Raw genomic sequence first — 23,013 nt, forward strand, 5'->3', positions numbered from 1 at the left:
CCGTCCGGGCGTCCCCCAGACTACGGGGCCCCGGCAGGGTGCCGTGCCTCAGTCGGGGAAGTACCACCCGACTCGCCCCGACGTCACCCGATGGGCTTCGCGTAGCGCAGGTCGACCGTCCCCGAGTAGCCGGGCAGGTTCACGGACTTGCGCTCGTCGACCTTCCAGCCGAGATCGTAGGCGTCGACGTACTGGAGGTAGTTCTGGATCGCCGGGGACTCGTCCAGCGCCTTGTTGAGCTTCTCCTGGTCTCCGACGGCGGTCACCTTGTACGGAGGGGAGTAGACGCGGCCCTGCAGGATCAGGGTGTTGCCGACGCAGCGGACCGCGCTCGTCGAGATGAGCCGCTGGTCCATGATCTTGATGCCTTCGGCTCCGCCCTTCCACAGCGCGTTGACCACGGCCTGCAGGTCCTGCTGGTGGATGACGAGGTCGTTGGGCTGGGGCTCGGGGACGCCGGGGACCTGGGCGGTGGCGTTGGGCGGGGCGTCGTCGAGGGTGACGGTCAGACCGCTACCGGAGACCTTGCGGGTGCCGGCGTCCTTCTCGAGGCCCGTCAGCTTCCTGGTCTCGGTGCTGTCCGGGCTGTCGCGCCGGGCGAGGCGGTCGACCTGGCTGCGCACCGCCGCCGCGGAGGAGTCGAGTTCGGCGTTCTTGCGGCTGCGCTCCTGGATCAGGTCGGAGAGGCGCAGCATCGAGGAGTCCGTGCGCAGGTCGGTACCATGTGCGGTGTTGAAACTGATCCAGAAAATGAGACCGGCGAGGGCGAAAACCCCCAGCGTGGCCAGCCGTGCCGGGCGGATGCGCAATCTGGTCACCGTACCCTCGTCTCCTCAGACCGCGGGGAAGCACTACGCTAACGGACCACCACAGCGTCACACCCCCTCGGCCCCATGGAGAGGGGGCCCCTCTACCGCGGTCACGAAGCGCGTCGACAGGAGAGACTCTCGTGCCGAAGTCACGGATCCGCAAAAAGGAAGACTTCACTCCGCCCCCGGAGAAGAAGGCGACCGAGATCAGTCTGGGCGCCACGGGCGGCCGATGGGTGGCACCGCTCATGCTGGCGCTCTTCCTCATCGGCCTCGCCTGGATCGTGCTGTTCTACGTGACCGAGAGCAAGCTGCCGGTCGAGTCGCTGGGAAGCTGGAACATCGTCGTCGGCTTCGGCTTCATCGCCGGGGGCTTCGTCGTCTCCACCCAGTGGAAGTAGGGCGGCCTCTCCGCTCGCGCACTCCCACGCAGGTCACGCATGCCCGGAGCCGAGTTATCCACAGGCTGATCCACAGGGCTGGAAAACTTCACAAGATCTGTGGATAACTCTGCGGGGGTTGACGACCGTCATCCCACTGCCTCACCGGGGGACACCTCGTACACCCCTTCTGGGCAGCGAAAACGTACCCGTGCGCGACTCTGGACAGCCGTTCCCCGCGCCATACACAAGATCGCGGTCGCGCTGTGGACAACAGTGCGGAAAATCGCCGGTCAGTGTGAGCGAAGCGGCCTGCTCGGCCCCGGTCCCGCATCGCCGGGCACCGGGGCGCCGCACGTTCAGGCGGTGAGCTGCAGCGTGCGTACGACAACAGCCGCGATGATCAGCAGCAGCACCCCCGCGCAGGCGGCGTACTGCACGACCGTCCGCTTGTCGCGGGGCGGGTGCACCATCGCGATGGCGATCAGCACCCCCACGACCAGGCCCCCTATGTGCGCCTGCCAGGAGATCCCTTCCCAGACGAAGGTGAAGACCAGGTTGATCCCCAGGAGGATCAGGATCGGCCGCATGTCGTACTTCATGCGGCGCATGAGGATCGCCGTCGCCCCGAAGAGACCGAAGATCGCACCGGACGCGCCGAGCGAGGCCTGCCCCGGTGAGGAGAAGAGATAGGTGAGGGCGCTGCCGCCCAGCGCCGAGAGCAGGTAGAGCCCCGAGAAGCGCAGCCGCCCCAGAGCGGCCTCCAGCGGCGGGCCCAGGAACCACAGGCCCAGCATGTTCATCGCGAAGTGCCAGGTCTCCTGGTGCAGGAAGGCCGAGGTCAGCAGGCGGTACCACTGCCCCTCCGCGACACCTTCCACCGGGCCGTACGGCACGGCGATGGCCTGCCCGAACAGCACCAGCGAGCTGACCAGCCGCTCTCCGACGATCATCACGCCGACGAAGAGTGCGGCGTTGACACCCAGCAGGATCTTGGTGACGAGGCGGCGGTCGCCCGCCGCGATGACACCGCCCGCTATCGTGCGCGGTCGGCTCGCCGACGGCGCGTGCCCGGTGCCCGAACCGCCCTTGACGCAGTCGGGACACTGGAAGCCGACGGAGGCCGTGATCATGCAATCAGGGCATATCGGACGCTCGCAGCGGACGCAGCTGATGCCCGTCTCCCTGTCCGGGTGGCGATAGCAGTACGTCACCTGGGGTTCCGACTGGCGCTGGCCCTCCATGAGCTCATCCCTCCGCCTTGCTGCGGGTGCGGAAGCGTTCCGCCCCGTCCTCTCCTACGGTCGGACGGGGCGGAACGGTTCCCGGCACTCCTCCGTCACCTGCGTCAGCGACGCTCGATCACGACCGATTCCAAGACGACGTCCTGGACGGGCCTGTCGGTGCGGGGGTTGGTCTGGATACCCGCGATGGCGTCCACGACCTTCTGGCTCGCCGGCTCGGTGACCTCGCCGAAGATGGTGTGCTTCCCGGTCAGCCAGGCGGTGGCGCCGACCGTGATGAAGAACTGCGAACCGTTGGTGCCCGGCCCGGCGTTCGCCATGGCCAGCAGGTAAGGCTTGTTGAAGGCGAGGTCGGGGTGGATCTCGTCCCCGAACTCGTACCCGGGGCCGCCGGTGCCGTTGCCCAGCGGGTCACCGCCCTGGATCATGAAGCCGCTGATGACCCGGTGGAAGACCGTTCCGTCGTAGAGCTTCTCGGTGGTCTTGCTGCCGGTCTCCGGGTGAGTCCACTCACGCGAGCCCTCTGCGAGCTCGACGAAGTTCTTGACCGTCTTCGGCGCGTGGTTCGGGAAGAGCTGTACCTCGATGTCGCCGTGATTGGTCTTCAGGGTGGCGTAGAGCTGCTCGGCCACGATCTACCTTCCATCTGTCCGTACTGACCCGTCCGATCCTCCCACGGACGCGCTCCGCACGGAGTACGCACCGATGACCCGGATGCTGCCTGCAACGGGCTTGAGTCGGAACAGCCAGGCATGATCTTCGAAACGGGTGGAAAACGACACTGTGTCTATGGGAGGAACCCACGAGCCCGTGACACGCCACCGAGGAGGAGGAACCCGTGACCCGCATCGACAGCGTGCGCGCCGCGACCGGGAGCACCAAGGAAAGCGTGCGGCACGCAGCGGAGGTCGTGGCCCCCTACGCAGGGACCGCCAGGGACACCGCAGTGCACTATGCGCACGAGGCGGGCGCGCGGCTGGGGCCGAAGGTCTCGCACGCCGCGCGGCAGGCCCGTACCTCGGCGCGCGACGGGTACGACCAGCACGTCGTGCCCCGTATCGCCCAGGCTCGCAAGAGCCTGCCGCCCGAACTGGACAAGGCCGCCACGAAGGCCGCCAAGCGCACGCGCAAGGCGGCCCGCAAGGCGACCAAGTACGCCGCGCCGCGCATCGAGAACGCCGTCGCGGAGGCCCGTACGGCATCGGGCCCGGTCCGGGAGGAGGCCGCTTCCCGCAGCTCGGCCGCCGTCGCGGCTCTGCGCGGGCAGGTGAGCGCCAAGGAGATCGAGAAGCTGGTTCGCCGCCGCGACCGCCGTGCCCGCAGGGGCAGGCTCGCCAAGCGGCTCGGGCTGCTCGGACTGCTGGCCGGCGGTGTCTACGCCGCCTGGCGCTGGTGGGACAAGCAGGCCAACCCCGACTGGCTCGTCGAGCCGCCGGAGGCCACTGAGGTCGGCGACCGCGCGTCGCTTTCTTCGGTCGACGGCGACGGCTCCAGCCGCCGGTCCGGCGACGGGCGGAAGCCCAAGTCCGAAGCCGAGGCCAAGGCGGAGGAGGCCAAGGAGGCCGAAGCGAAGGCCAAGGCGAGGCGGCACAGCAGCTAGAAAGTTCGTGCGCCACACCGGGCGCGTACGCGATCTGCGTGTGGGCCGGCAGACACAGGTCTGCCGGCCCACACGCGTAGCGGGCCCCGGCCCCGGAGGGCTGACGGCACGGCCGGCGGCCGGGCCGCAGAACCCGGGCGCACGTCGCCCGCAGGACACGAGAGGCAGGTGAACGACGCGTGCGTACAGGGTTGTTGAGGACCATCGGCACCGTCACGGCGCTGTACGGGCTCGCGGTGACGGCCCGTCCCGATCTGCTGGCCGTCCCGTCCGGACTCGTCGACGGCGCGGGCCGCACGGCCGGGCACACGCGGATCTCCCTGCGCCCTCTCGCCTGGCGGGACATGGCCTCGGGAGCCGCCATGGCGGCCGCCCCGGAGGGCGCCGCGCTCACGACGGCGACGCTGGTGCGGATCTCGGCGGACCTCGGCGACGCTCTGCTCCTCGGCGCCACCCTGCCCGGGACCGCCAGGAGATTCGGCGCCGTCGCCGTCTCGCTGGGGTGGGGCGCGCTGTCCGTGGCCGGGCTCCTCGGCAAGCCCCGCACGGGGCGTACGCGCGGGGCGGCCGGAGGCTGACGCGCACCGCTCCGCGGGGCGGCAGCCATCGCGGACGGGCCTGCACCGCCCGGCAGTCGGCGCCGTTCCGCAGCTCCGCGACGTACCGCCGGTAGCACCCCGGCGGGCGCTGGCTAGGCTCGTCCGGAGCACACATCTGAAGACCCGACGCCTCGTCGACCTACAGGCCGCGGCGAACCCCTACCGGGCGGCCGCCGGTGCCCGGCGCACAAGGCGACGCCACAGCTGTGAGACCCGCAGCGCACCCCGACAAGGAAGACGCAATGCCCTCCGCACAGCGCACCGTCCGGTGGATCACCCCGGTCGTACTGGTCGTCGTCTGGCTGCTGCTCGGCGGCCTCCTGGGCCCGTACGCGGGGAAACTCGGGGAAGTGGCCTCCAACGACCAGGCCTCGTTCCTGCCGCAGAGCGCCGAGTCGACCAGAGTCAGCGATCTGCAGAAGGGCTTCGCGCAGGAGAAGTCGCTCCCGGCGATCGTCGTGTGGACGGCGGAGGACGGCGGGAAGATCACCCCGCAGCAGCGCACCGCCGCGACCCGCGCCCTCGCCTCGCTGTCCGGCGACGAAGGGATCACCGGGAAGGTCTCGCCCGCGCTGCCCAGCAGGGACGGTCAGGCGCTGCAGGGCGTCGTGCAGGTGCGCTCCGGGCTCGGCGACGAACTCCCGTCCGTCGTCGAGCACATCAGCAGCGCCACCGACCGCGTCGAAGGGGCGCGGGCGGAGCTCGGAGGGCCCGCCGCGAGCCAGGCCGACCTCTCGGAGGCCTTCTCCGGGATCGACAGCCTCCTCCTCATCGTGGCGCTCGTGGTCGTGCTGCTGATCCTGCTGCTCGTCTACAGAAGCGTGCTGCTGCCCATCGTCATCATCGTCAGCGCCGTCTTCGCGCTGTCGCTGGCGTGCGCCGTGGTGTACGTGCTGGCCCAGGACGACATCGTCCGGGTCGACGGCCAGGTGCAGGGCATCCTGTCGATCCTGGTCATCGGTGCGGCGACCGACTACGCGCTGCTGCTCTCGTCGCGGTTCCGGGAGGAACTCGCCGTCCAGGGCGAGCGGTTCGCCGCCATGCGCTCGGCCCTGCGGGGCTCCTTCGGCGCCATCACGGCCAGCGCCGCCACCGTGGCGCTGGGCCTGCTCGCGCTGCTGCTGAGCGACCTGACGAACAACCGCGCACTCGGCCCGGTCGGCGCCATCGGGATCGTCTGCTCCGTCGTCAGCACGTTCACCTTCCTGCCCGCGGTGCTGGTGCTCGTCGGCCGCGCCGCGTTCTGGCCCGCCAAGCCCAGGGCCTCGGCCGACCCGGACGACGGCGAGGACGGGGCGACGGCGTCCTCGACCGGCCTGTGGGGCCGCGTCGCCGCCCGCGTGGACCGGTCGCCGAGGCGTATCTGGGCGGGAACCCTGCTGGCGCTGCTGGTCTTCGCCGCGTTCTCACCGCAGCTGAAGTCGGACGGCGTCCCGCTCAGCGAGATCTTCGTCAAGGACGTGCCGTCCGTCAGCGCGCAGGCCACCCTCAGCGAGCACTTCCCCGGCGGCTCGGGGAACCCGGCGGTGATCATCGCTGACGCCGGCAGCGCACGCGAGGTGACCAAGGCCGCCGCCGGCACGGACGGCGTCGTCACAGCGGCACCGGTCTCGGAGTCGGGCCGCCCCGGACAGGGCGAACCGCTCGTCGTCGACGGGAAGGTCCGTATCGACGCCACCCTCGAGGGAAGCGCCGACAGCGACGACGCCAAGCGGACAGTGGAACGGCTGCGTTCCGCCGTCCACGACGTACCGCGGGCAGACGCACTGGTCGGCGGTTACACCGCCCAGCAGTCGGACATCCAGACGACGGCCGAGCACGACCGGTCCCTCATCGTCCCCGTGGTGCTGCTGATCATCCTCGTGATCCTCGCCGCGCTGCTGCGGGCCCTGGTGATCCCCGTGCTGCTCGTCGCGACCGTCGCGCTCAACTTCCTCGCCACGCTGGGCGTCGCCACGCTCGTCTTCGACAACCTCCTCGGCTTCGAGGGGACGGACGCGTCGGTCCCGCTGTACGGCTTCGTCTTCCTGGTGGCTCTGGGCGTGGACTACAACATCTTCCTGCTCACCCGCGTACGCGAGGAGGCGCTGAAGCACGGCACACGCGCGGGCATCCGCAGAGGACTGACCGCCACCGGCGGAGTGATCACCTCCGCCGGTGTGGTGCTTGCGGCGACCTTCGCCGCGCTCGTCGTGATCCCGCTCGCCTTCCTCGTCCAGATCGCCTTCATCGTCGCCTTCGGCGTGCTGATGGACACGCTGGTGGTCCGCTCGCTGCTCGTGCCCGCGCTGGCACGCGACATCGGCCCGGCCATCTGGTGGCCGGGGGCGTTGCGCCGCAGGTGACGCGAGGGTGCGTGGTGAGCTGTTCGCGGAGACCGCCGAGAGGATTCCGCGATGACCAAAGCCACCGCGTCCGTCGCCCTGTTCACCGCTGACCTGCGGCTGCACGACAATCCCGTGCTGCGCGCCGCGCTCGACTCCGCGCACGAAGTGGTGCCGCTCTTCGTACTGGACACAGGGGTGCACGCGGCGGGTTACGACGTCCCCAACCGCCGCGCCTTCCTCGCGGACTGCCTGCGCGACCTCGACGCGGGCCTGCGGGAGAGGGGCGGCCGGCTGATCGTCCGCGAAGGCGACGTGGTGCGCGAGGTGTGCGCGGCGGCATCGGAGTGCGGCGCACGGCAGGTGCACATGGCGGGCGACGTCAGCCTCTACGCGCAGCGCCGGGAGGAGCGGCTGCGGCACGCCCTGGAAGCGGACGGGCGGCAGCTGCGCGTCCACGACGCGGTCGTCACTGCCCTGCCGCCCGGCGAGGTGACGCCTGCCGGCGGTGACCACTTCGCCGTGTTCACGCCGTACTTCAGGCGCTGGACGAGCGCGGGACTGCGCGGGGTGATCCGGGCGCCCCGCACCGTGCGGGTCCCCGAGGACGCCGCCTCGCTGCCGGTGCCCTCGCGCGAGGACACCCCCGGCGTCTCACCGGGCGTCGCCGCGGGCGGCGAGAGCGAGGGCCGGGCGCGGTTCGCCGCCTGGAACGGCAGGCCCATGAAGGACTACGCGGACCGGCACGACGACCTCGCCGCCGACGCCACGTCCCGCCTCTCGCCCCATCTGCACTTCGGGACGCTGTCCGCCGTCGAACTCGTCCACAGGGCGCGCCGGACCGGCGGGGACGGCGCGGAGGCCTTCGTACGCCAGCTCGCCTGGCGGGACTTCCACCACCAGGTCCTCGCGGCCCGGCCCCGCGCCTCCTCCGGGGACTACCGGCCCCGCGGCGACCGGTGGCGCCACGACGAGGACGAGATCGCCGCGTGGCGGGACGGCCGCACCGGCTATCCCCTCGTCGACGCGGCGATGCGGCAGCTGCGCCACGAAGGCTGGATGCACAACAGGGCGCGCCTGCTGACGGCGAGCTTCCTCACCAAGACGCTGTACGTCGACTGGCGCGTCGGCGCCCGACACTTCCTCGACCTGCTCGTCGACGGCGACGTGGCGAACAACCAGCTCAACTGGCAGTGGGTGGCGGGAACGGGGAACGACACCCGTCCCAACCGGGTGCTCAACCCCCTCACGCAGGCACGGCGCTTCGACCCGGACGGCACGTACGTACGCCGCTGGCTTCCCGAACTCGCCGAACTGCGGGGGCCGTCGGTGCACCAGCCGTGGAAGCTGCCCGGCCGGGAACGGGCGCGCCTGGACTATCCGGAGCCGCTGGTGGAGCTGTCCGCCGGAGCCGACCGCTTCCTGCGGGCACGCGGCCTCGAAGGGCGTTCGACGCGGACGGGCTGAGCCCGCCGGGCGTTCCGCTTCGCTCCGGATGTGAAAAGTTCGCGCTGGTGAAGAGGGGTGGGGCAGCGCAGCGGATCATTGACGCCCGCCTCCGTGTGAGGCGGGGCACACGCGCTGTCGCCGGTGAGGCCGGTGCGCGGCCACCGGAGCGCACGGGGCGTCCAACGGGCGCCGGTCCGGACGGCGGTGGGCACGGGCGCAGCCGCCCGACGCCCCTCTGGCCGCGGGCGGCCCGCCGGAGTCTCCGCCTGGCCGTCGCCGCATCGGCCGGGGAAAGAACCGGGCACGCTCCGTGAGCGTGACCCCGCGGTGCGCGGAGGGCGCGCAGCGGCCCGGGCCGGACGACCGTCAAGTCCCGCGCGGGGCGGGGCAGCCCCCGCACAGGCCGCCGCCGGAACACGAACAGGGCCTCCGAGGAGGCGTAAACGCACCTCGGAGGCCCTCGCGGTGTGGAGCCTAGGGGAGTCGAACCCCTGACATCTGCCATGCAAAGACAGCGCTCTACCAACTGAGCTAAGGCCCCGCTGCGCACAAGAGTACCGGGTCCGCAGAGCGAATTCCGACCGGGTATCGCCCCCCGTCGGCCCCCGTCCGTAGGATGCACGCAAGTTCGCGCCAGCGAAGCGCCAGGGGAGTCCAGGGGAGACGAGATGGACGCAGCACAGCAGGAATCCACCGCGAAAGCGCGTGAGCTGCAGACCCAGTGGTACGGGGAGCCGCTGGGAACGCTCTTCCGCCGGCTCATCGACGACCTCGGCCTCAACCAGGCGCGTCTCGCCTCCGTACTGGGCCTGTCGGCGCCCATGCTGTCCCAGCTCATGAGCGGCCAGCGGGCGAAGATCGGCAACCCCGCCGTCGTACAGCGGGTGCAGGCGCTGCAGGAGCTGGCCGCCGAGGTCGCGCGCGGCGAGGTGAGCGCCGCGGACGCCACGCAGCGGATGGAGGAGGTACGGCGCACGGCGGGGGGCAGCGTCCTCAACAGCACGGCGCAGACGGCGTCTTCGGGCAGCGCGTCCCAGACGCCCGTGAAGCGCGTCGTGAGGGAGATCCAGTCACTGCTCAGGTCCGTGGCCGACGCCGCCGACATCCTGGACGCCTCGTCCTCACTCGCCTCGACACATCCGGAACTGGCAGAGTTCCTCCGGGTGTACGGCGCGGGCCGCACCGCCGACGCGGTCAAGCACTACGAGTCCCACCAGGACTGACACGGAGCCCGGCGCCGGACCGCACGCGGCACGGTACGGGCACCAGCAGGGGGGCCGGTCTCCCGTGCACGGCCCGCACCGGAGGACCGGGCGGGCCGTGGCGCGGCCGGCAGCGGGCGACCGCGCCATCGAGAACAAGGGGCAGGGGCACAGGTTCATGGGTGAGGTCTTCGCCGGCCGCTACGAGCTGGCCGACCCGATCGGACGGGGCGGAGCCGGCGCCGTGTGGCGCGCCTGGGACCGCCGCCGCAAGCGCTACGTCGCCGCGAAGGTCCTCCAGCAGAGCGACGCCCACTCGCTGCTGCGCTTCGTGCGCGAACAGGCCCTGCGCATCGACCATCCGCACGTCCTCGCCCCGGCGAGCTGGGCCGCCGACGACGACAAGGTCCTGTTCACCATGGACCTCGTCAGCGGCGGCTCGCTGGCCCATCTCATCGGCGACTACGGCCCGTTGCCGCCGACCTTCGTCTGCACGCTCCTCGACCAGCTGCTCGCGGGACTCCACGCGGTGCACGCCGAGGACGTCGTCCACCGCGACATCAAACCCGCCAACATCCTGCTGGAGCCCACCGGGAAGGGCCGTCCGCATCTGCGGCTGTCCGACTTCGGCATAGCCATGCGCAAGGGCGAACCGCGTCTCACCGAGACCGACTTCGTCGTCGGCACGCCCGGATACTTCGCCCCGGAGCAGATGATGGGCGCGGACCCGGACTTCACCGCGGACCTGTACGCCGTGGGCCTGGTCGGCGTCTACCTGCTGACGGGGCAGAAGGCCGACTCGATGGAGATGCTGGCCAACTACGAGCACGGGGTGCCGCCCGCCCCGGAGCGGGTGCCGGAACCGCTCTGGCAGGTACTGGGGCAGCTCCTCCAGCCGGCGCCGGAGCACCGCTTCCGCACGGCCACGGGTGCCCGCAAGGCGCTTGCCGCCGCTGTGGAGCTGCTCTCGCCGGATGCGACGGCGGAGCGGGAGATCGTCGAGGTCTTCGACCAGATCGGGCCCCTTCCCCCGGGCTTCGGCCCCGACGGGCCCGTGCGGGACGGCGCGTCCGCCGGCACGGCGACGACCGCGCCGGGGCAAGGGGGTGCGGGAGCAGGTGGCGCTGCGGCAGGCGCTCCGGCGTCCGCGGCGCCGGCGTCCCCCTCGGAGACCGGCAGCTTCCGTCTGCCGCCTCCCCAGGGCGGGTTCGGGGGCATTCCCGAGCAGCCCCGTACGCCGCCGACGCCCACGCCCGTACCCGCGTCCGCGCAGCCGGCAGCGCCGCACGCGCAGACGGGGCCCGGGCAGGGGGCGCCCCAGCCGTACCAGTCGCTTCACCAGGAGGCGCTCGCCCCCGGGGCGTTCGGGGCGCCGCCGATGGGCCGGGCCCCCGCCACGGGCACGGCCGCCGCCCGGCCCGGCGGGCCCGCTGCTGCACGCAGACCGGGACCTCCCCCGAAGGTGGCGGTCCCGGTGCTGATCGTCGCTCTGCTCTGCCTGGCCGTGGGCGTCTGGGCCCTGACCGCGGCCTGACCGCCGTCTGACCGGGGTACCTGACCGCGACCTGACCGGCAGCGGGCGTCCGCAGGAGCAGCGGGCGCCCCGGCTACGGCTGTTACTGCCGGCGCGGGTCGTGGAACTGCTGCGTCCGGTACTCCCCGTGCGGCTGCTGCGGCTCCGGCCACGCCGGCGCGGTGCCCGGACGCCCCTGGCCGGGGGCCGTGTGCAGCCCGCCGCCGACTGGCGGGCCCGGAGGCGTTTCGCCGGCGGGAGCCTCCGCAGCGCCGGCCGCCGCACGCCGCCGCGCCACGAGCGTCCAGAGGACGAGCGCGAGGATCAGCGCCGTCCCCGTCCCGATGCCCGCGTACGCGACCGTCATGAGCGTGCCGCTGCGCTGTCCGTCCGCGGCGTTCTGCCCCTTCTCGGCCTGCTCCCTGTCCTGGTCGCTGACGCCGAACCCGGCCGCCGCCGCGTCCCCCTCGTACCCGGGGCCGGCCTTGGCCTTCCCCTTGAGGTCGATGCGGAGCGTCAGCGGCGCGGTCCCCTTGATGACCTGGCCGGCCTTGGGCGAGACCGTTACCGCGAGGTAGTGCCATCCCGCGAGAGCGGCGTCGGAGCCCTCGTCCGCGAACCGGTTGCCGAAGTCCACCACCGGTGTGTAGGCGACCGCCTGGGCCGACTTGTCCGGGGTGTACGAGACGAAGCTCTCGTCGTCGAAGCGGCCGCGCGCCGGGTTGTACGCGGTGAGCCCGAGACCGTTGTAGACCGTCGGCGGGAAGTCCTCTGTGTACGTGACGCTGCTCAACTCCACCGCCGCGTTGAGCCGTTGGCCCCAGTCGACGGGCACCCGGTAGAAGCGCGTCTCACCGGGCCTGATGCGGTCCTTCCACACCCCCTCGGAGACGGCGCCCGCGTCGTTGAAGCCGGTGCCTCCGTGCGCGCGCCTCTTCGCGCTGCCGGACAGCGCCGCCGGCGGATCGTCGCCCGCCCCGTTGCCGGTGGGCGCCGACGGCAGGGGGCCCTTGACGGGCGGCTCCGACATGTAGCGGATCTCCAGCGGCCATCGCGCCGGATTCGACGTGTCCCCGCCCACACGTTCGACGGAGAAGAGGTACGGGCCGGCCTTCTGGCACTCGTCGTCCGCACCGACGACGCGGGCGGCGTAGTCCGCGATGGCGTAGGCGGAGCCGTCCCCGGAGAAGTCCGGCCGGGCCGAACCGTCGCAGGGGCTGCCGTCGACGGCCTGCAGCGACAGTTCAAGTCCCTCCCCGACCGTCTGCACCTGCGCGCCGGGCTCGGGAGCGGCCACGGCGGAGAGGAACGCGGCGGACTTCGCGTCGAGACTGACGCTGTAGTACTTCTTCTCCCCCTTCCCGATCGTGTCGCTGTAGACGCCGGGACGGATCTCGGGGCCGTCGCCGCTGCTCAGCGCGCCTTTGATCTTCTTCGCGTCCTCGGCCGCCTTGTACCGGGGCAGGTCGCGGGGGCCGTCCGCGGGCCCGGCCCACGCCTGAGCGGGGAGCGCCGCCACCACGCACAGTGCCGCCGCTATCCCCGCCACCCGCACCGGCACCCGTCCCCGCGCGCCCCGTGCCACCGCGTCACGTCCCCGCGCTCCCCGCATCTCCGCGTCACGTATCCCCGCGTCCCGCATCACCGTTCGCCGCCCCACTTCACCCACGCCGCCCTCACCCGCACTCGCCGCCATCGCCACAGCCCCCTCGTCGCCGGCACCCCGCGCGAATCTCGCCCCGAGCCCTACGCCTTACGCCCGCGCGGCCCCGCGCCGTGCCCGTACGGCCCGGCGGACGAGTCCCGCCGCCAGCAGTACGCCCGCACCCGCCGCGACCGACCCGACGGTGAGGCTGCTCCATCCTGCCCCGCCCCGCGCCGCGCTGTCCGTCCGCCCGTCCCCGCCGTCCGCGGCCGCGCTTCCGGAGCCGGGCTTCAGCACGGGCGCCCCGTGTTCCGGGCCTGCCTTGGCCTCGCCCTTGACGTCGACGCGCAGGGTGATGCGCACGTCCGGATTCTCCGCGATACGGGCGGCACCGGCGCCGAGCGTGACCGCGATGTAATAGGCCCCCCCTGGTGTGGACGGGCACGACGTTAGGACTGCTCTCCCACCGGTTGGTCCACGCGACGGGCACCGCACCGCCGGAGACCCTGCCCGGCTCGCCGTCGTAGGTTGCTCTCGTGGCGAGCTCCCCGAGCCCGTTCGTGACCGGCTGCCTGGCCGGTGTGTAGGTGTCCGTACGGCTGAAGGCGGACTCCGGGCCGTGCTCGGGCGCCGTCGGCTCGTTGCTGAACTCCACGTCGTAGCGGAGCTGCTGGCCCCACCCGACCGGCGCCCGGTACCAGAGCGTCTGGGACGGCAGGACCCTGTCACGCCACACGCCTGTGCCGATGGCGGCCGCGTCGTTGAACCCCGTCCCGTCGTGCACGGACCGCGGCCTGCCCTGCGGGAGCTTCGCGTCGCGGCCGCCCTCGCCGAACTCCGGCTGCGACTGGGCCGGCGTGACGCCCTTCCCGAGGGGCTTCTCGACGCGGTACGTCAACTCCAAAGGCCAGCGCGCCCCCTCCGGGCCGCCCTCGCTCTCCACCCGCTCCACCGACAGCAGGTAGCGGCCGGCACCCTCGTCGCACGTACCGCCGGCGTCCATGCCTCCCGGTATGCGGCTGACGCCGGAGACCAGCGGCACAGCGCCCTCGTCCTGGCCGAAGCGCTCCGTGCTCGACGTGCAGCCGCCGGACGATCCGGGTGCGGTCAGCCGCGTCCGCAGACCGTCGAGCCGGTCGATGCGTGAACCCGGCTCGGGCGCGGCGGTCGCGGCGAAGGACGCTGTCGAGGCGCCGTCCATCGCCACCTCGTACCAGCGCTTCTCTCCGGGGCCGATGGTGTCCAGGTACTGCCCGGACGTGCCGGCGAGGCGCGCGGCCCTCCCCGCCTCGTCCCCGCCCTCGATCCGCTTGCCTTTGAAGCGGTAGCCGTCGGCGGAGAGGCGGCCCGCCCGCTGGAGCTGGCGCGCGAGCGCGTCGGCGTCAGGAGCGTCGTAGTAGGCGCCGTTGCCTTCCCGGGCGATGCACTCCAGCTGGGCGCGGGCCTCGCCGCCGACCCGGAAACCGATCGCGTCGATCCGCAGATCGACGCCGCGGCGTGCCAAGTCCTCTGCGACCTCGCACGGTTCGGGCTCCCCGCAGTCGTCCTCACCGTCCGACACCAGCAGGATCGTGCGCCGGCCCACGGTGCGGTCCACCGTCTGTGGAAGGTCTCCGGCGGCCTTGCGCAGCGCGTAGCCGATGGGGGTGTCCCCCTTGGGACGCACCTGGGCGACCGCCCTCTTCATCGCCGCCCGGTCCAGCGGACGCACCGGTTCGGCGAGTTCCGTGTCCGTGCAGCCCTTCCGCCTCGTCGAACCGTAGAGCCGCAGCCCGGCCGGATACCCGTCGGGAAGGCTGTCGACGACGGTGCCCACGGCCTTGCGGGCGGACTCGATACGCGTGCTGCCCGAGCCGTCCCGCTCAGCCATCGAGCCGGACGAATCAGCACGATGATCATCGAGCCGTTGCCTTCTGCAACGCTTCTGGACGCCGACGCTGCCGGAGCGGCGAGGCACAGCGCGAGCACGCCCACCGACACCCCGCCCACCACAAGCGTTCTCATACCGCCGCTGACCAACCACACGGAGCCCATGGACGCCGCCCCCCTCGCACGCATAGTGCCCGTCACGTCTTTGCCGGGACCATATTGCTTTGCTCTAGCACACTGCAAGCATTCACGTGTCACGGAACCGGAACAAGGCGGCGGGCCACCGCACACCAGGGAGGAGGCCGCGGTGCGAACGCGAAAAGGCCCTGGCCGTCCGGAACGGTCAGGGCCTCAGCGCAGGCTTTTTGGTTTTCTCACACGCTCGCACCCGACGGCACGGAGTCGGTCGCCTCCGTCCACAGGTCCTGCTCAGCGCGGTCCGCCTGGATCTGGCGGTACACGAGGAGCCCGCCGATGGCGGCCAGTACGACCAGGAGTAGCTTCTTCACCGCGCTACCTCGTCCTTCTCTCAGACGTTGGGACCATCTTGGCGCCCGATGATACCCAACCGCCTGCGCCCGGGCGGCGGTCCGCCCCCACGCGCGACGATCTTTCTCACCCGCGGCCGCCGTTCGCGCAGGCCGCCCGGCACGCCTCCGGCCGCACGCCCCCTGCCCGGCGGAACTCCGGAGAACCGCACAGGAGCAGGCATGCGGCTACTCCCACACGTCGGCCTTCCCGCCCCGCCACTGGATGCGTACGGGGTCGTCCAGGCGCACCTGGTCCGGGTCGAGGCCCGCGCGGCGCAGGATCTCCACCAGGTCGGCGATGCCGTGGGCGTGGCCGAGGTCGTCCCCGTCGGGCCGGTCGGCGGTGATACGGCGTCCGCCCGTCGGGGACGGCGGATGCACGACTATCGACGCAGTCATACGGAAAGCCTGCGACGGATCCGCAAGTTCCGCATCTCGGAACCGCGCCCCGAAACAGGAGCGGAAAGTACCCACTTGACCACATAGTGTGCACGACAGCACCTGTCCGTTCACCCTGTCCGTCCCACTCGCGGAGGGCCCCGCTCCGTCCGCTTCCGCGAGAACCGCACCCGGAGTATCACGCGCCCGTGAACCGCCACCCGCCCCCCGACTCACCCCTGCTCATCGGCACCCGCAGCTCCGCCATGGCGCTCGCGCAGGCAGACCACGTCGCGGAGCTGCTCCGACGGCTCGAACCCGGGCTGCGCACACAGCCCGTCCCGACGACGACGACCGGAGACACCTGGCCAGGCGACCTGACACGGATCGGCGGCAAGGGACTGTTCGTCAAGGCGATCGACGAGCAACTCCAGTGCGGCGAGGCGGACTTGGCCGTCCACTGCCTCAAGGACGTCCCCGGCGACCGCCCCCTCCCGCGAGGGCTGACCATCGCCGCCGTGCTGCCCCGCGCCGACGTGCACGACGTGCTCGTCGTCCCGGAGGGCTCACCGGTCGCCTCTCCGGCGGAGCTCCCCGAGGGCGCCGCGGTCGCCACCTCCGCCGTACGCCGCAAGGCGCAACTGCTCGCCCTGCGGCCGGACTTGCGGGTGATGCCCGTACGCGGAACCGTCGGCACCCGCCTGGCGAAGCTCGACTCGGCACGCCGCCCGCACACGGCCGCGGACGGCGATGACGGCCCGGTGGACGCGATGGTGCTGGCGCGGGCCGGGCTCAGCCGGCTGGGCCTCACCGCACGCATCCGCTACGAGTTCTCCCTTGCGGAGATGCTGCCCGCCGTCGGAGCGGGCGTGCTCGCGCTGGTGTGCCGGGAGGAGGACGACGCCGTCACCGCACTGCTGCACCGGCTCGACGATCCCGCCGCGCACGCCGAGGCGGACGCCGAACGCTCGATGCTCAGCGGCCTGCGGGGCCACTGCAACTCCCCGATCGCGGGCCACTGCACCACCGCCCCCGACGGACGGCTGACCCTGCACGGCATGGTCTTCTCCGGCGACGGCTCCCGCTTCGTACAGACCCGCCTCCAAGCCGGGCCACGCGAGGAGCCCGCAGCGCTGGGGAGCCGCGTGTGCGCCGAACTGTCGCGGCAGGGAGCCCGCCAGATCATCGACGGGTGACGGCGGAAACCGACGTCCAGGTGCGGCGGCTCGCAGTCGGCGCGTAGTCGACGGCACGCGGTCGGCGACGGGTGGGCGACGACGCCTCGGGGCGACGGGCCGACGGCGGGCGGCAGCGTCAGGGGAGCAGCGCGCTCAGCTGTCGGCGCCCGGCCCGACGCTCTGCTCCGGGACCTTCCCCGCCCTGATCCCGGCCGCGTGCCGCGGGCCCTGCGGCTTCTCCTTCCGCAGCTCCGTGACCCGGCCCCGGTGCGCGAGCGCGTGTATACGGGTGCTCCGCGCCTGGTTGAGCGCTCGCACGCCCTCCCGCACGCACTGATGGTCCCAACTCGCCCGCACCGCACGGCCGTTCTCCGGCGGAACGAGCAACGACTCGATGGCCGTGAGCGCGCACTCCACCTTCTCCGCCCCCGCGAACGCGGGCAGCGCGGCCACCTCCTCGCGTGCCCTGCCGACCGAGTCGAGGATGGGCAGGATGTAGGGCTCCCGCTGGTGATGATCGGTGACGTCGATGTCGGGGATGTAGAACATGTACCGGTTCGCCGCGTCCACAGCGGTTATCAGGTGGTCCTGCGCCTTCTCGAACCTCGCCACGTCGTGCTTGACCATCTCCAGAGCGGCTTCCCAGGCGGTGTGCGTACGCGCGATCCACAGCTGAGCGACGATCGTGACCAGGCCGGCGGTCAGCACGGAACCGGATGTCACGTAAGCGGCGATCATCGCGGGTGCACCCATGTCCATACGGGAATCATGAGTTATGCGAGTCGGCATAACCGGGCCAACTCGATAAATCGGACGGTATCCCGGGGCCTCCCGCTGGGCCGTCCGACGCCGCGACGGGCCCGGCGGCCGGCGAGCAGCACGCACCGCGAGCCCGCCGCATCCAGTCGCCGGCTGCCGTCGCCTCGCCACCTCGTCCTTCACCGGGACGAGCGGTAAAGCTGCTTGGCGGAAAAGCCTTCTGACAGTCCGTTACTCTTCCGCCACTAGGACGCGCGGACCGTCGGTTCGCGGCGTGTGGCGACAGTGCGTCAGCACGTCGGAGGGGGAGATCCGCTTGTCGGAAGACGCCAAGAACGGGCTGGGCTGCCTGCTTATGGTCCTGATCATCGTCGGACTGGTCTTCCTGGGCAGGTCCATATCGGGGATCGACGACCCGCCGGCGGAGGGAAACGCGTGCAACGAACCGGGGGAGACAGTGGTGGACGAGCAGGGCAACGAGTTGACGTGCCGCTGAGCGCTCCCGGCCCCGGGACGCGGACGGTGTGACGGGCAGACACGGCCCAGCCGGGACCACGTCCCTGAGCCGGGCCGTGAGACCGGTGCTACTTGCGCCAGAACAGGTGGTGCGTCACACCGCTCGGGCTGGGCACGACGTCGAGGTGGAAGCGGTCGCGCAGCTCCTCAGGAGAGTCCCAGAGCTTCACGCCCGAGCCGAGCTTCACCGGCGAGACCGCCACGTGCAGGGTGTCGACGAGCCCTGCGTCGAGGAACTCCCGGACGGTGGTGGCCCCGCCGCCGAGGCGGACGTCCTTGCCCTGCGCGGCTTCCCTGGCCTGGGCGAGGACCGCGGCAGGGGAGCCGTCGACGAAGTGGAACGTGGTGTCGGAGAGCGTGAACGACGGACGCGTGTGATGCGTCAGGACGAACACCGGTGTGTGGAACGGAGGTTCGTCGCCCCACCAGCCCTTCCACTCATGGTCCTGCCAGGGCCCGCGCTGCGGCCCGAACTTGTTGCGGCCCATGATCTCGGCCCCGATGTTGTGGGCGAAGTCCCTGGTGAAGTAGTCGTCGAGTCCGCGGCTGCCGCCGGGGTCGGTACGGTTGGGCCAGCTCGCCGTGGCACCGGCCCAGGCGAACAGCTCCCCCGGGTCGGCGTGGCCGAACGGCCGCTCCAGGCTCTGGTTCTCACCGGCACCGAACCCGTCGCTCGAAACGACGAAGTTCTGGACCCTCAGCAGCTGGCTCACCTGGCTCCTCCTTGTGAGATCGGTGATGAACAGACCGCCGAGACCGGCGAAACTCGTCGCCGTCAGGCCGATCCCGCGCCGAAAGCGCAGAGTCGCCGGCCCACGAGGCCAGCCCGCGCCTCACGCGGGCGATTGAGCTCCGCAGCGGGCATGCATGATGACGACATGCCCCAGGACTCATCGAATCCCCTCGTCGAAGCGGGCTGGCAGGCCGTACGTGACGACGGGCGCGTACGCGACGAACTGCTGGAGGCCGCTTACGGCGAGCCGCGTCTGCGGCAGCTCTTCCCCTGGACAGGAATGGGCGAGCTTCACTTCAGCCGCTGCACCGAGCCGCGATGGACCTGGGACATCCCCTACATCGCCCCCGGTGCCCAGGGCACCTACTGGGTTTCCGGGCCCCTCCGATCCGAGTGTGTAGGACGGGCAGCCACAGTGCGTGAAGCCATCGCTCTGGTGGTCGACCGGCTGCCACGTGACTGCGGCCCCGCCTTCATGGGCACCCCTGAAGAACTCGCCGCTCACGAGGCCCAGCAGCCGGATCAACGCAACGGCGACGCCCCGGCACAGAGCGGCTGATGCCCCGTAGATGCCGAAGACCCCCAGCCGGTAGCGGCTGGGGGTCTTCGCGCTGGTGGGGCTAGGAGGACTTGAACCTCCGGCCTCATCCTTATCAGGGATGCGCTCTAACCATCTGAGCTATAGCCCCGCGCTGCACCGAAAGATTAGCGCACTTCCATCCGTGGCCCCAAATCGGTTCCGGGGGACTCACCAGGGCCCTATTCGTCCTCGGCGAGGGTGATCTCGACGCCCCCGACGAAGCCGGCGGAGATGTTGTAGATGAAGGCACCCAGCGTCGCCAGAGCCGTCGCCAGCACCACGTCTATCGCCGCGATCACCGACGTGAACAGCAGCACCCTCGGCAGCGACAGGAACGACTCGAGGTCGAACCCGCCCTCGCCCGACTCCGTGGCCTGGCTGAGCGTGCCGCCGATCGCGGAGAAGACGCCCATGGCGTTCATGACCATCCACAGCACGCTCACCGCCACGATCGTGCACACGCCCAGCGCGATCGAGAGCAGGAAGCTCACCTTCATCACCGACCAGGGGTCGGTCTTGGCGACCCGCAGCCGCGCCTTGCGGGTACGCGGCACCGTCCGGGCGCCCGTACGGGGCCGTCGCACCGCGTCCCCTCCAGACCCCGCGGCAGAGGCCGGACCGTGGCCTTGGCCCCCGCCCGGCGCCGCCACCGGATGTTCGCCCGCCGCACCGGCGCCCGGAGCCGCCGGTCCCGCGTCGTACCCGGCACCCGCCTGCCCCGGCATGCCCGCCAGGTGCAGCGGCTCGTGCGGCTCGGAGAGGCGGGGTGAGACGGACGGCCCCACCTGGCCCGCGCCCTGACCGCCCACAGGCCCGGCGGCCCCCGCCGTCGGCGGGGTCACCGGCGGAGCCGGGTACGCCTGCGGAGGGCGATGCGGCTCCGGCTGCGGCAGCGGCTGGGCCTGGGGCTGCGGTTGCGGCTGTGCCTGCGGCTGCACAGGCCCAGCCTCCTGCTGCCCCTCGGCTCCTTGCTGCGTACGCGGCTGTGGCTGGGCACCACTCACGCCTTACTCCTCGTCGTCCGCATCATCCGGCTGGTCCGGCTCATCCGACGTGGCCCGGGGCTCCTCTTCCGGCACCTCGCCGGGTTCCGCAGCCGCTTCCACTTCCTCGGCCTCACGGCCGGCCTCGGCGTTGCGCGCAACACCGACAACCGCATCCCGCTTGCCCAGGTTGATCAGTTGGACGCCCATGGTGTCACGGCCCGTCTCCCTGACCTCACTCACGCGTGTGCGGATAACGCCGCCGCTGAGCGTGATGGCGAGGATCTCGTCGCTCTCCTCCACGACCAGCGCGCCGACCAGCGAGCCCCGGTCCTCGACGATCTTGGCTGCCTTGATGCCCAGACCGCCGCGACCCTGTACCCGGTAGTCGTCGACGTTCGTGCGCTTGGCGTACCCGCCGTCGGTGGCGGTGAAGACGAACGTACCCGCGCGGACGACGTTCATCGAGAGGAGTTCGTCACCTTCACGGAAACTCATCCCCTTCACACCGGAAGTCGCACGTCCCATCGGCCGCAGCGACTCGTCCGTCGCCGTGAACCTGATCGACTGCGCCTTCCGGCTGACCAGCAGCAAGTCGTCGTCGGGAGAGACCAGTTCGGCGCCGATCAGCTCGTCGTCACGCCCGTCCTCCATCTGCCGGAGGTTGATCGCGATGACGCCGCCGGAACGCGGCGAGTCGTAGTCCTTCAGCGGAGTCTTCTTCACCAGGCCCGACTTGGTGGCCAGCACCAGATACGGCACCGCCTCGTAGTCGCGGATGGCGATCATCTCCGCGATCCGCTCGTCGGGCTGGAAGGCCAGCAGGTTCGCGACGTGCTGACCGCGCGCGTCCCGCCCCGCGTCGGGGAGTTCGTACGCCTTCGCCCGGTACACGCGGCCCTTGTTGGTGAAGAACAGCAGCCAGTGGTGCGTCGTGGAGACGAAGAAGTGGTCGACGATGTCGTCCTCTTTGAGCTTCGCGCCGCGTACGCCCTTGCCGCCGCGCTTCTGCGCCCGGTAGTCGACCGTCTTCGTCCGCTTCACATAGCCGCCACGCGTGATCGTGACGACGATGTCCTCCTCCGCGATCAGGTCCTCGATGGACATGTCGCCCTCGAAGGGGATCAGCTTCGTCCGGCGGTCGTCGCCGAACTTGTCCACCAGCGCCGCGAGTTCGTCGCCGATGATCTGCCGCTGACGACCGGGGGAGGCCAGGATCGCCTTGTACTCGTCGATCTTCGCCTGCAGGTCGTCGTGCTCCGACGTGATCTTCTGCCGCTCCAGCGCCGCCAGCCGGCGCAGCTGCATCTCCAGGATCGCGTTCGCCTGGATCTCGTCGATCTCCAGCAGCCCCATCAGACCGCCGCGCGCGTCCTCCACGGTCTGGCTGCGGCGGATCAGCGCGATGACCTCGTCGATCGCGTCCAGCGCCTTCAGCAGACCGCGCAGGATGTGCGCCCGCTCCTCCGCCTTGCGGAGCCGGAACTGCGTACGGCGGACGATGACGTCGATCTGATGCTTTACCCAGTGCCGGATGAACGCGTCCAGCGACAGCGTGCGCGGCACGCCCTCGACCAGCGCCAGCATGTTCGCGCCGAAGTTCGTCTGCAGATCCGTGTGCTTGTACAGGTTGTTCAGGACGACCTTCGCCACCGCGTCCCGCTTGAGGACGATGACCAGCCGCTGCCCCGTACGGGAAGACGTCTCGTCGCGCACGTCGGCGATGCCGCCGACACGGCCGTCCTTCACCAACTCGGCGATCTTCAGCGCCAGATTGTCCGGGTTCGTCTGGTACGGCAGCTCGGTGACGACCAGGCACTGCCGCCCCTGGATCTCCTCGACCTCGACGACCGCCCGCATCGTGATCGAGCCGCGCCCGGTGCGGTAGGCCTCCTCGATGCCCTTGCGGCCCACGACCAGCGCGCCGGTCGGGAAGTCCGGACCCTTGATGCGCTCCATCAGCGCGTCCAGCAGCTCCTCGTTGGACGCGTCGGGGTGCTCCAGATACCACTGCGCACCCGCCGCCACCTCCCGCAGGTTGTGCGGCGGGATGTTGGTGGCCATACCGACCGCAATGCCGGCGCTGCCGTTGATCAGCAGATTCGGGAAACGCGACGGCAGCACCGTCGGCTCCTGGTTGCGCCCGTCGTAGTTGTCCTGGAAATCGACGGTGCCCTCGTCGATGTCCCGCAGCATCTCCATCGACAGCTGCGTCATCTTGCACTCGGTGTACCGCATGGCCGCCGCGGGGTCGTTGCCCGGCGAACCGAAGTTGCCGTTCGAGTCGACCAGCGGCATCCGCATCGACCAGTGCTGCGCGAGACGCACCAGCGCGTCGTAGATCGACGAGTCGCCGTGCGGGTGGTACGTGCCCATCACGTCGCCGACGACGCGGGCGCACTTGTAGAAGCCCTTCTCGGGCCGGTAGCCCCCGTCGTACATCGCGTACAGCACACGCCGGTGCACCGGCTTCAAGCCGTCACGGACGTCGGGCAGCGCACGCGAGACGATGACGCTCATCGCGTAGTCGAGATACGAACGCTGCATCTCGGTCTCGAGGCTCACCGGATCGACGCGGGACGCCGCGCCCTCGATCTGCACCGGGGCGGGATCACCGGCGACGACGGGCTCGATGCCGTCGCCCCCCTCGGGGCCCTGCGGGGTGGAAGAAATCTCGTCGGCCATTGCTCAGCTCAAGTCCTTCTGTGTGTGCGGCGCGCCG

21 protein-coding genes and 2 tRNA genes are annotated in these 23,013 nt (G+C 71.2%); 10 read left to right on the plus strand and 13 right to left on the minus strand.

Annotated elements, in window-relative coordinates; all coding sequences use genetic code 11:
• Nucleotides 1-83 precede the first annotated feature (83 nt).
• Entirely contained in the window at nt 84-818 is a 735-nt protein-coding gene (locus IEY56_RS12335) for a DUF881 domain-containing protein (protein WP_189037199.1), read from the minus strand.
• Nucleotides 819-949: 131 nt separating this feature from the next.
• Here IEY56_RS12335 and crgA point away from each other — a divergent pair, with 131 nt between their 5' ends.
• The gene (gene crgA, locus IEY56_RS12340; RefSeq protein ID WP_189037200.1) at nt 950-1,210 is read left to right on the plus strand and encodes a cell division protein CrgA; all 261 of its coding nucleotides are present in this window, start codon (nt 950-952) and stop codon (nt 1,208-1,210) included.
• A gap of 338 nt (nt 1,211-1,548) precedes the next feature.
• Here the strand turns inward: crgA and IEY56_RS12345 are convergent, their stop codons facing one another.
• Nucleotides 1,549-2,433: a rhomboid family intramembrane serine protease gene (locus tag IEY56_RS12345; RefSeq protein ID WP_189037201.1), complete on the minus strand. Its 885-nt coding sequence runs from the start codon at nt 2,431-2,433 to the stop codon at nt 1,549-1,551.
• Nucleotides 2,434-2,537: 104 nt separating this feature from the next.
• Entirely contained in the window at nt 2,538-3,065 is a 528-nt protein-coding gene (locus IEY56_RS12350; protein ID WP_189037202.1) for a peptidylprolyl isomerase, read from the minus strand.
• Nucleotides 3,066-3,271: 206 nt separating this feature from the next.
• Between IEY56_RS12350 and IEY56_RS12355 the strand changes: the two genes are divergently transcribed.
• The 4 genes from IEY56_RS12355 (at nt 3,272) to IEY56_RS12370 (ending at nt 8,423) form a co-directional block, all read left to right on the plus strand.
• Nucleotides 3,272-4,033, plus strand: a complete 762-nt coding sequence (locus IEY56_RS12355; RefSeq protein WP_189037203.1) for a DUF5324 family protein — start codon at nt 3,272-3,274, stop codon at nt 4,031-4,033.
• Between the two features lie 179 nt (nt 4,034-4,212).
• Nucleotides 4,213-4,611 carry a hypothetical protein gene (locus tag IEY56_RS12360; protein WP_189037204.1) on the plus strand — a complete coding sequence of 133 codons (399 nt, stop codon included), beginning with the start codon at nt 4,213-4,215 and terminating at the stop codon, nt 4,609-4,611.
• A gap of 263 nt (nt 4,612-4,874) precedes the next feature.
• A complete protein-coding gene (locus IEY56_RS12365) occupies nt 4,875-6,977 on the plus strand; it encodes an MMPL family transporter (RefSeq protein WP_189037205.1) in 2,103 nt (700 codons plus the stop codon).
• Between the two features lie 51 nt (nt 6,978-7,028).
• Nucleotides 7,029-8,423: a cryptochrome/photolyase family protein gene (locus IEY56_RS12370; RefSeq protein ID WP_189037206.1), complete on the plus strand. Its 1,395-nt coding sequence runs from the start codon at nt 7,029-7,031 to the stop codon at nt 8,421-8,423.
• A gap of 450 nt (nt 8,424-8,873) precedes the next feature.
• Here IEY56_RS12370 and IEY56_RS12375 read toward each other — a convergent pair.
• Nucleotides 8,874-8,946, minus strand: a tRNA-Ala gene (locus tag IEY56_RS12375).
• 127 nt (nt 8,947-9,073) lie between these two features.
• On the opposite strand from IEY56_RS12375, the gene IEY56_RS12380 reads away from it, so the two are divergent.
• On the plus strand, nt 9,074-9,628 hold the full coding sequence (locus tag IEY56_RS12380) for a helix-turn-helix domain-containing protein (protein WP_189037207.1): 555 nt from the start codon (nt 9,074-9,076) through the stop codon (nt 9,626-9,628).
• Nucleotides 9,629-9,785: 157 nt separating this feature from the next.
• A complete protein-coding gene (locus IEY56_RS12385; RefSeq protein WP_189037332.1) occupies nt 9,786-11,141 on the plus strand; it encodes a serine/threonine-protein kinase in 1,356 nt (451 codons plus the stop codon).
• 82 nt (nt 11,142-11,223) lie between these two features.
• Here the strand turns inward: IEY56_RS12385 and IEY56_RS12390 are convergent, their stop codons facing one another.
• The 4 genes from IEY56_RS12390 to IEY56_RS12400 form a co-directional block, all read right to left on the minus strand.
• Nucleotides 11,224-12,816 carry a hypothetical protein gene (locus tag IEY56_RS12390; RefSeq protein WP_189037208.1) on the minus strand — a complete coding sequence of 531 codons (1,593 nt, stop codon included), beginning with the start codon at nt 12,814-12,816 and terminating at the stop codon, nt 11,224-11,226.
• Nucleotides 12,797-14,635, minus strand: coding sequence for a vWA domain-containing protein (locus tag IEY56_RS12395; protein ID WP_229711825.1), 1,839 nt, complete (start codon nt 14,633-14,635; stop codon nt 12,797-12,799). Before IEY56_RS12395 ends, IEY56_RS12390 begins: the two co-directional genes overlap by 20 nt.
• Before the next feature lie 373 nt (nt 14,636-15,008).
• Nucleotides 15,009-15,143 (minus strand): DLW-39 family protein, encoded by a 135-nt coding sequence (locus tag IEY56_RS28415; RefSeq protein WP_217627983.1) that lies wholly within the window; start codon nt 15,141-15,143, stop codon nt 15,009-15,011.
• A gap of 207 nt (nt 15,144-15,350) precedes the next feature.
• Nucleotides 15,351-15,563: a hypothetical protein gene (locus IEY56_RS12400; RefSeq protein ID WP_045863659.1), complete on the minus strand. Its 213-nt coding sequence runs from the start codon at nt 15,561-15,563 to the stop codon at nt 15,351-15,353.
• 188 nt (nt 15,564-15,751) lie between these two features.
• Here IEY56_RS12400 and hemC point away from each other — a divergent pair, with 188 nt between their 5' ends.
• On the plus strand, nt 15,752-16,738 hold the full coding sequence (hemC, locus tag IEY56_RS12405; protein ID WP_268241324.1) for a hydroxymethylbilane synthase: 987 nt from the start codon (nt 15,752-15,754) through the stop codon (nt 16,736-16,738).
• 135 nt (nt 16,739-16,873) lie between these two features.
• On the opposite strand, the gene IEY56_RS12410 is transcribed toward hemC, so the two are convergent.
• On the minus strand, nt 16,874-17,479 hold the full coding sequence (locus tag IEY56_RS12410; protein WP_189037209.1) for a hypothetical protein: 606 nt from the start codon (nt 17,477-17,479) through the stop codon (nt 16,874-16,876).
• A gap of 316 nt (nt 17,480-17,795) precedes the next feature.
• Between IEY56_RS12410 and IEY56_RS12415 the strand changes: the two genes are divergently transcribed.
• A complete protein-coding gene (locus tag IEY56_RS12415; protein WP_189037210.1) occupies nt 17,796-17,975 on the plus strand; it encodes a hypothetical protein in 180 nt (59 codons plus the stop codon).
• Nucleotides 17,976-18,063: 88 nt separating this feature from the next.
• Here IEY56_RS12415 and IEY56_RS12420 read toward each other — a convergent pair whose 3' ends face one another.
• On the minus strand, nt 18,064-18,708 hold the full coding sequence (locus tag IEY56_RS12420) for a dihydrofolate reductase family protein (RefSeq protein ID WP_189037211.1): 645 nt from the start codon (nt 18,706-18,708) through the stop codon (nt 18,064-18,066).
• A 165-nt stretch (nt 18,709-18,873) separates the two neighbouring features.
• On the opposite strand from IEY56_RS12420, the gene IEY56_RS12425 reads away from it, so the two are divergent.
• Nucleotides 18,874-19,287 (plus strand): DUF6193 family natural product biosynthesis protein, encoded by a 414-nt coding sequence (locus IEY56_RS12425; RefSeq protein WP_229711826.1) that lies wholly within the window; start codon nt 18,874-18,876, stop codon nt 19,285-19,287.
• 53 nt (nt 19,288-19,340) lie between these two features.
• On the opposite strand, the gene IEY56_RS12430 is transcribed toward IEY56_RS12425, so the two are convergent.
• From IEY56_RS12430 to gyrA, 3 genes are all read right to left on the minus strand, one after another.
• Nucleotides 19,341-19,417 (minus strand) — tRNA-Ile (locus IEY56_RS12430).
• A 70-nt stretch (nt 19,418-19,487) separates the two neighbouring features.
• A complete protein-coding gene (locus IEY56_RS12435) occupies nt 19,488-20,033 on the minus strand; it encodes a DUF3566 domain-containing protein (RefSeq protein ID WP_189037335.1) in 546 nt (181 codons plus the stop codon).
• Nucleotides 20,034-20,315: 282 nt separating this feature from the next.
• Nucleotides 20,316-22,976: a DNA gyrase subunit A gene (gene gyrA / locus IEY56_RS12440; protein ID WP_268241325.1), complete on the minus strand. Its 2,661-nt coding sequence runs from the start codon at nt 22,974-22,976 to the stop codon at nt 20,316-20,318.
• Nucleotides 22,977-23,013 lie beyond the last annotated feature (37 nt).

Source organism: Streptomyces daqingensis, from assembly GCF_014645895.1.
In the GTDB taxonomy this organism is placed as follows: Bacteria; Actinomycetota; Actinomycetes; order Streptomycetales; family Streptomycetaceae; genus Streptomyces; species Streptomyces daqingensis.

Excerpts from the sequence above, each read along its gene's own strand:
- IEY56_RS12345 (WP_189037201.1), bottom strand. The coding sequence starts at position 2,433 with ATGGAGGGCCAGCGCCAGTCGGAACCCCAGGTGACGTACTGCTATCGC.
- IEY56_RS12365 (WP_189037205.1), top strand. The coding sequence starts at position 4,875 with ATGCCCTCCGCACAGCGCACCGTCCGGTGGATCACCCCGGTCGTACTG.
- IEY56_RS12370 (WP_189037206.1), top strand. The coding sequence starts at position 7,029 with ATGACCAAAGCCACCGCGTCCGTCGCCCTGTTCACCGCTGACCTGCGG.
- IEY56_RS12380 (WP_189037207.1), top strand. The coding sequence starts at position 9,074 with ATGGACGCAGCACAGCAGGAATCCACCGCGAAAGCGCGTGAGCTGCAG.
- IEY56_RS12385 (WP_189037332.1), top strand. The coding sequence starts at position 9,786 with ATGGGTGAGGTCTTCGCCGGCCGCTACGAGCTGGCCGACCCGATCGGA.
- IEY56_RS12390 (WP_189037208.1), bottom strand. The coding sequence starts at position 12,816 with ATGGCGGCGAGTGCGGGTGAGGGCGGCGTGGGTGAAGTGGGGCGGCGA.
- IEY56_RS12395 (WP_229711825.1), bottom strand. The coding sequence starts at position 14,635 with ATGGCTGAGCGGGACGGCTCGGGCAGCACGCGTATCGAGTCCGCCCGC.
- IEY56_RS12400 (WP_045863659.1), bottom strand. The coding sequence starts at position 15,563 with ATGACTGCGTCGATAGTCGTGCATCCGCCGTCCCCGACGGGCGGACGC.
- IEY56_RS12410 (WP_189037209.1), bottom strand. The coding sequence starts at position 17,479 with ATGGACATGGGTGCACCCGCGATGATCGCCGCTTACGTGACATCCGGT.
- IEY56_RS12425 (WP_229711826.1), top strand. The coding sequence starts at position 18,874 with ATGCCCCAGGACTCATCGAATCCCCTCGTCGAAGCGGGCTGGCAGGCC.
- IEY56_RS12435 (WP_189037335.1), bottom strand. The coding sequence starts at position 20,033 with ATGCCGGGGCAGGCGGGTGCCGGGTACGACGCGGGACCGGCGGCTCCG.
- gyrA (WP_268241325.1), bottom strand. The coding sequence starts at position 22,976 with ATGGCCGACGAGATTTCTTCCACCCCGCAGGGCCCCGAGGGGGGCGAC.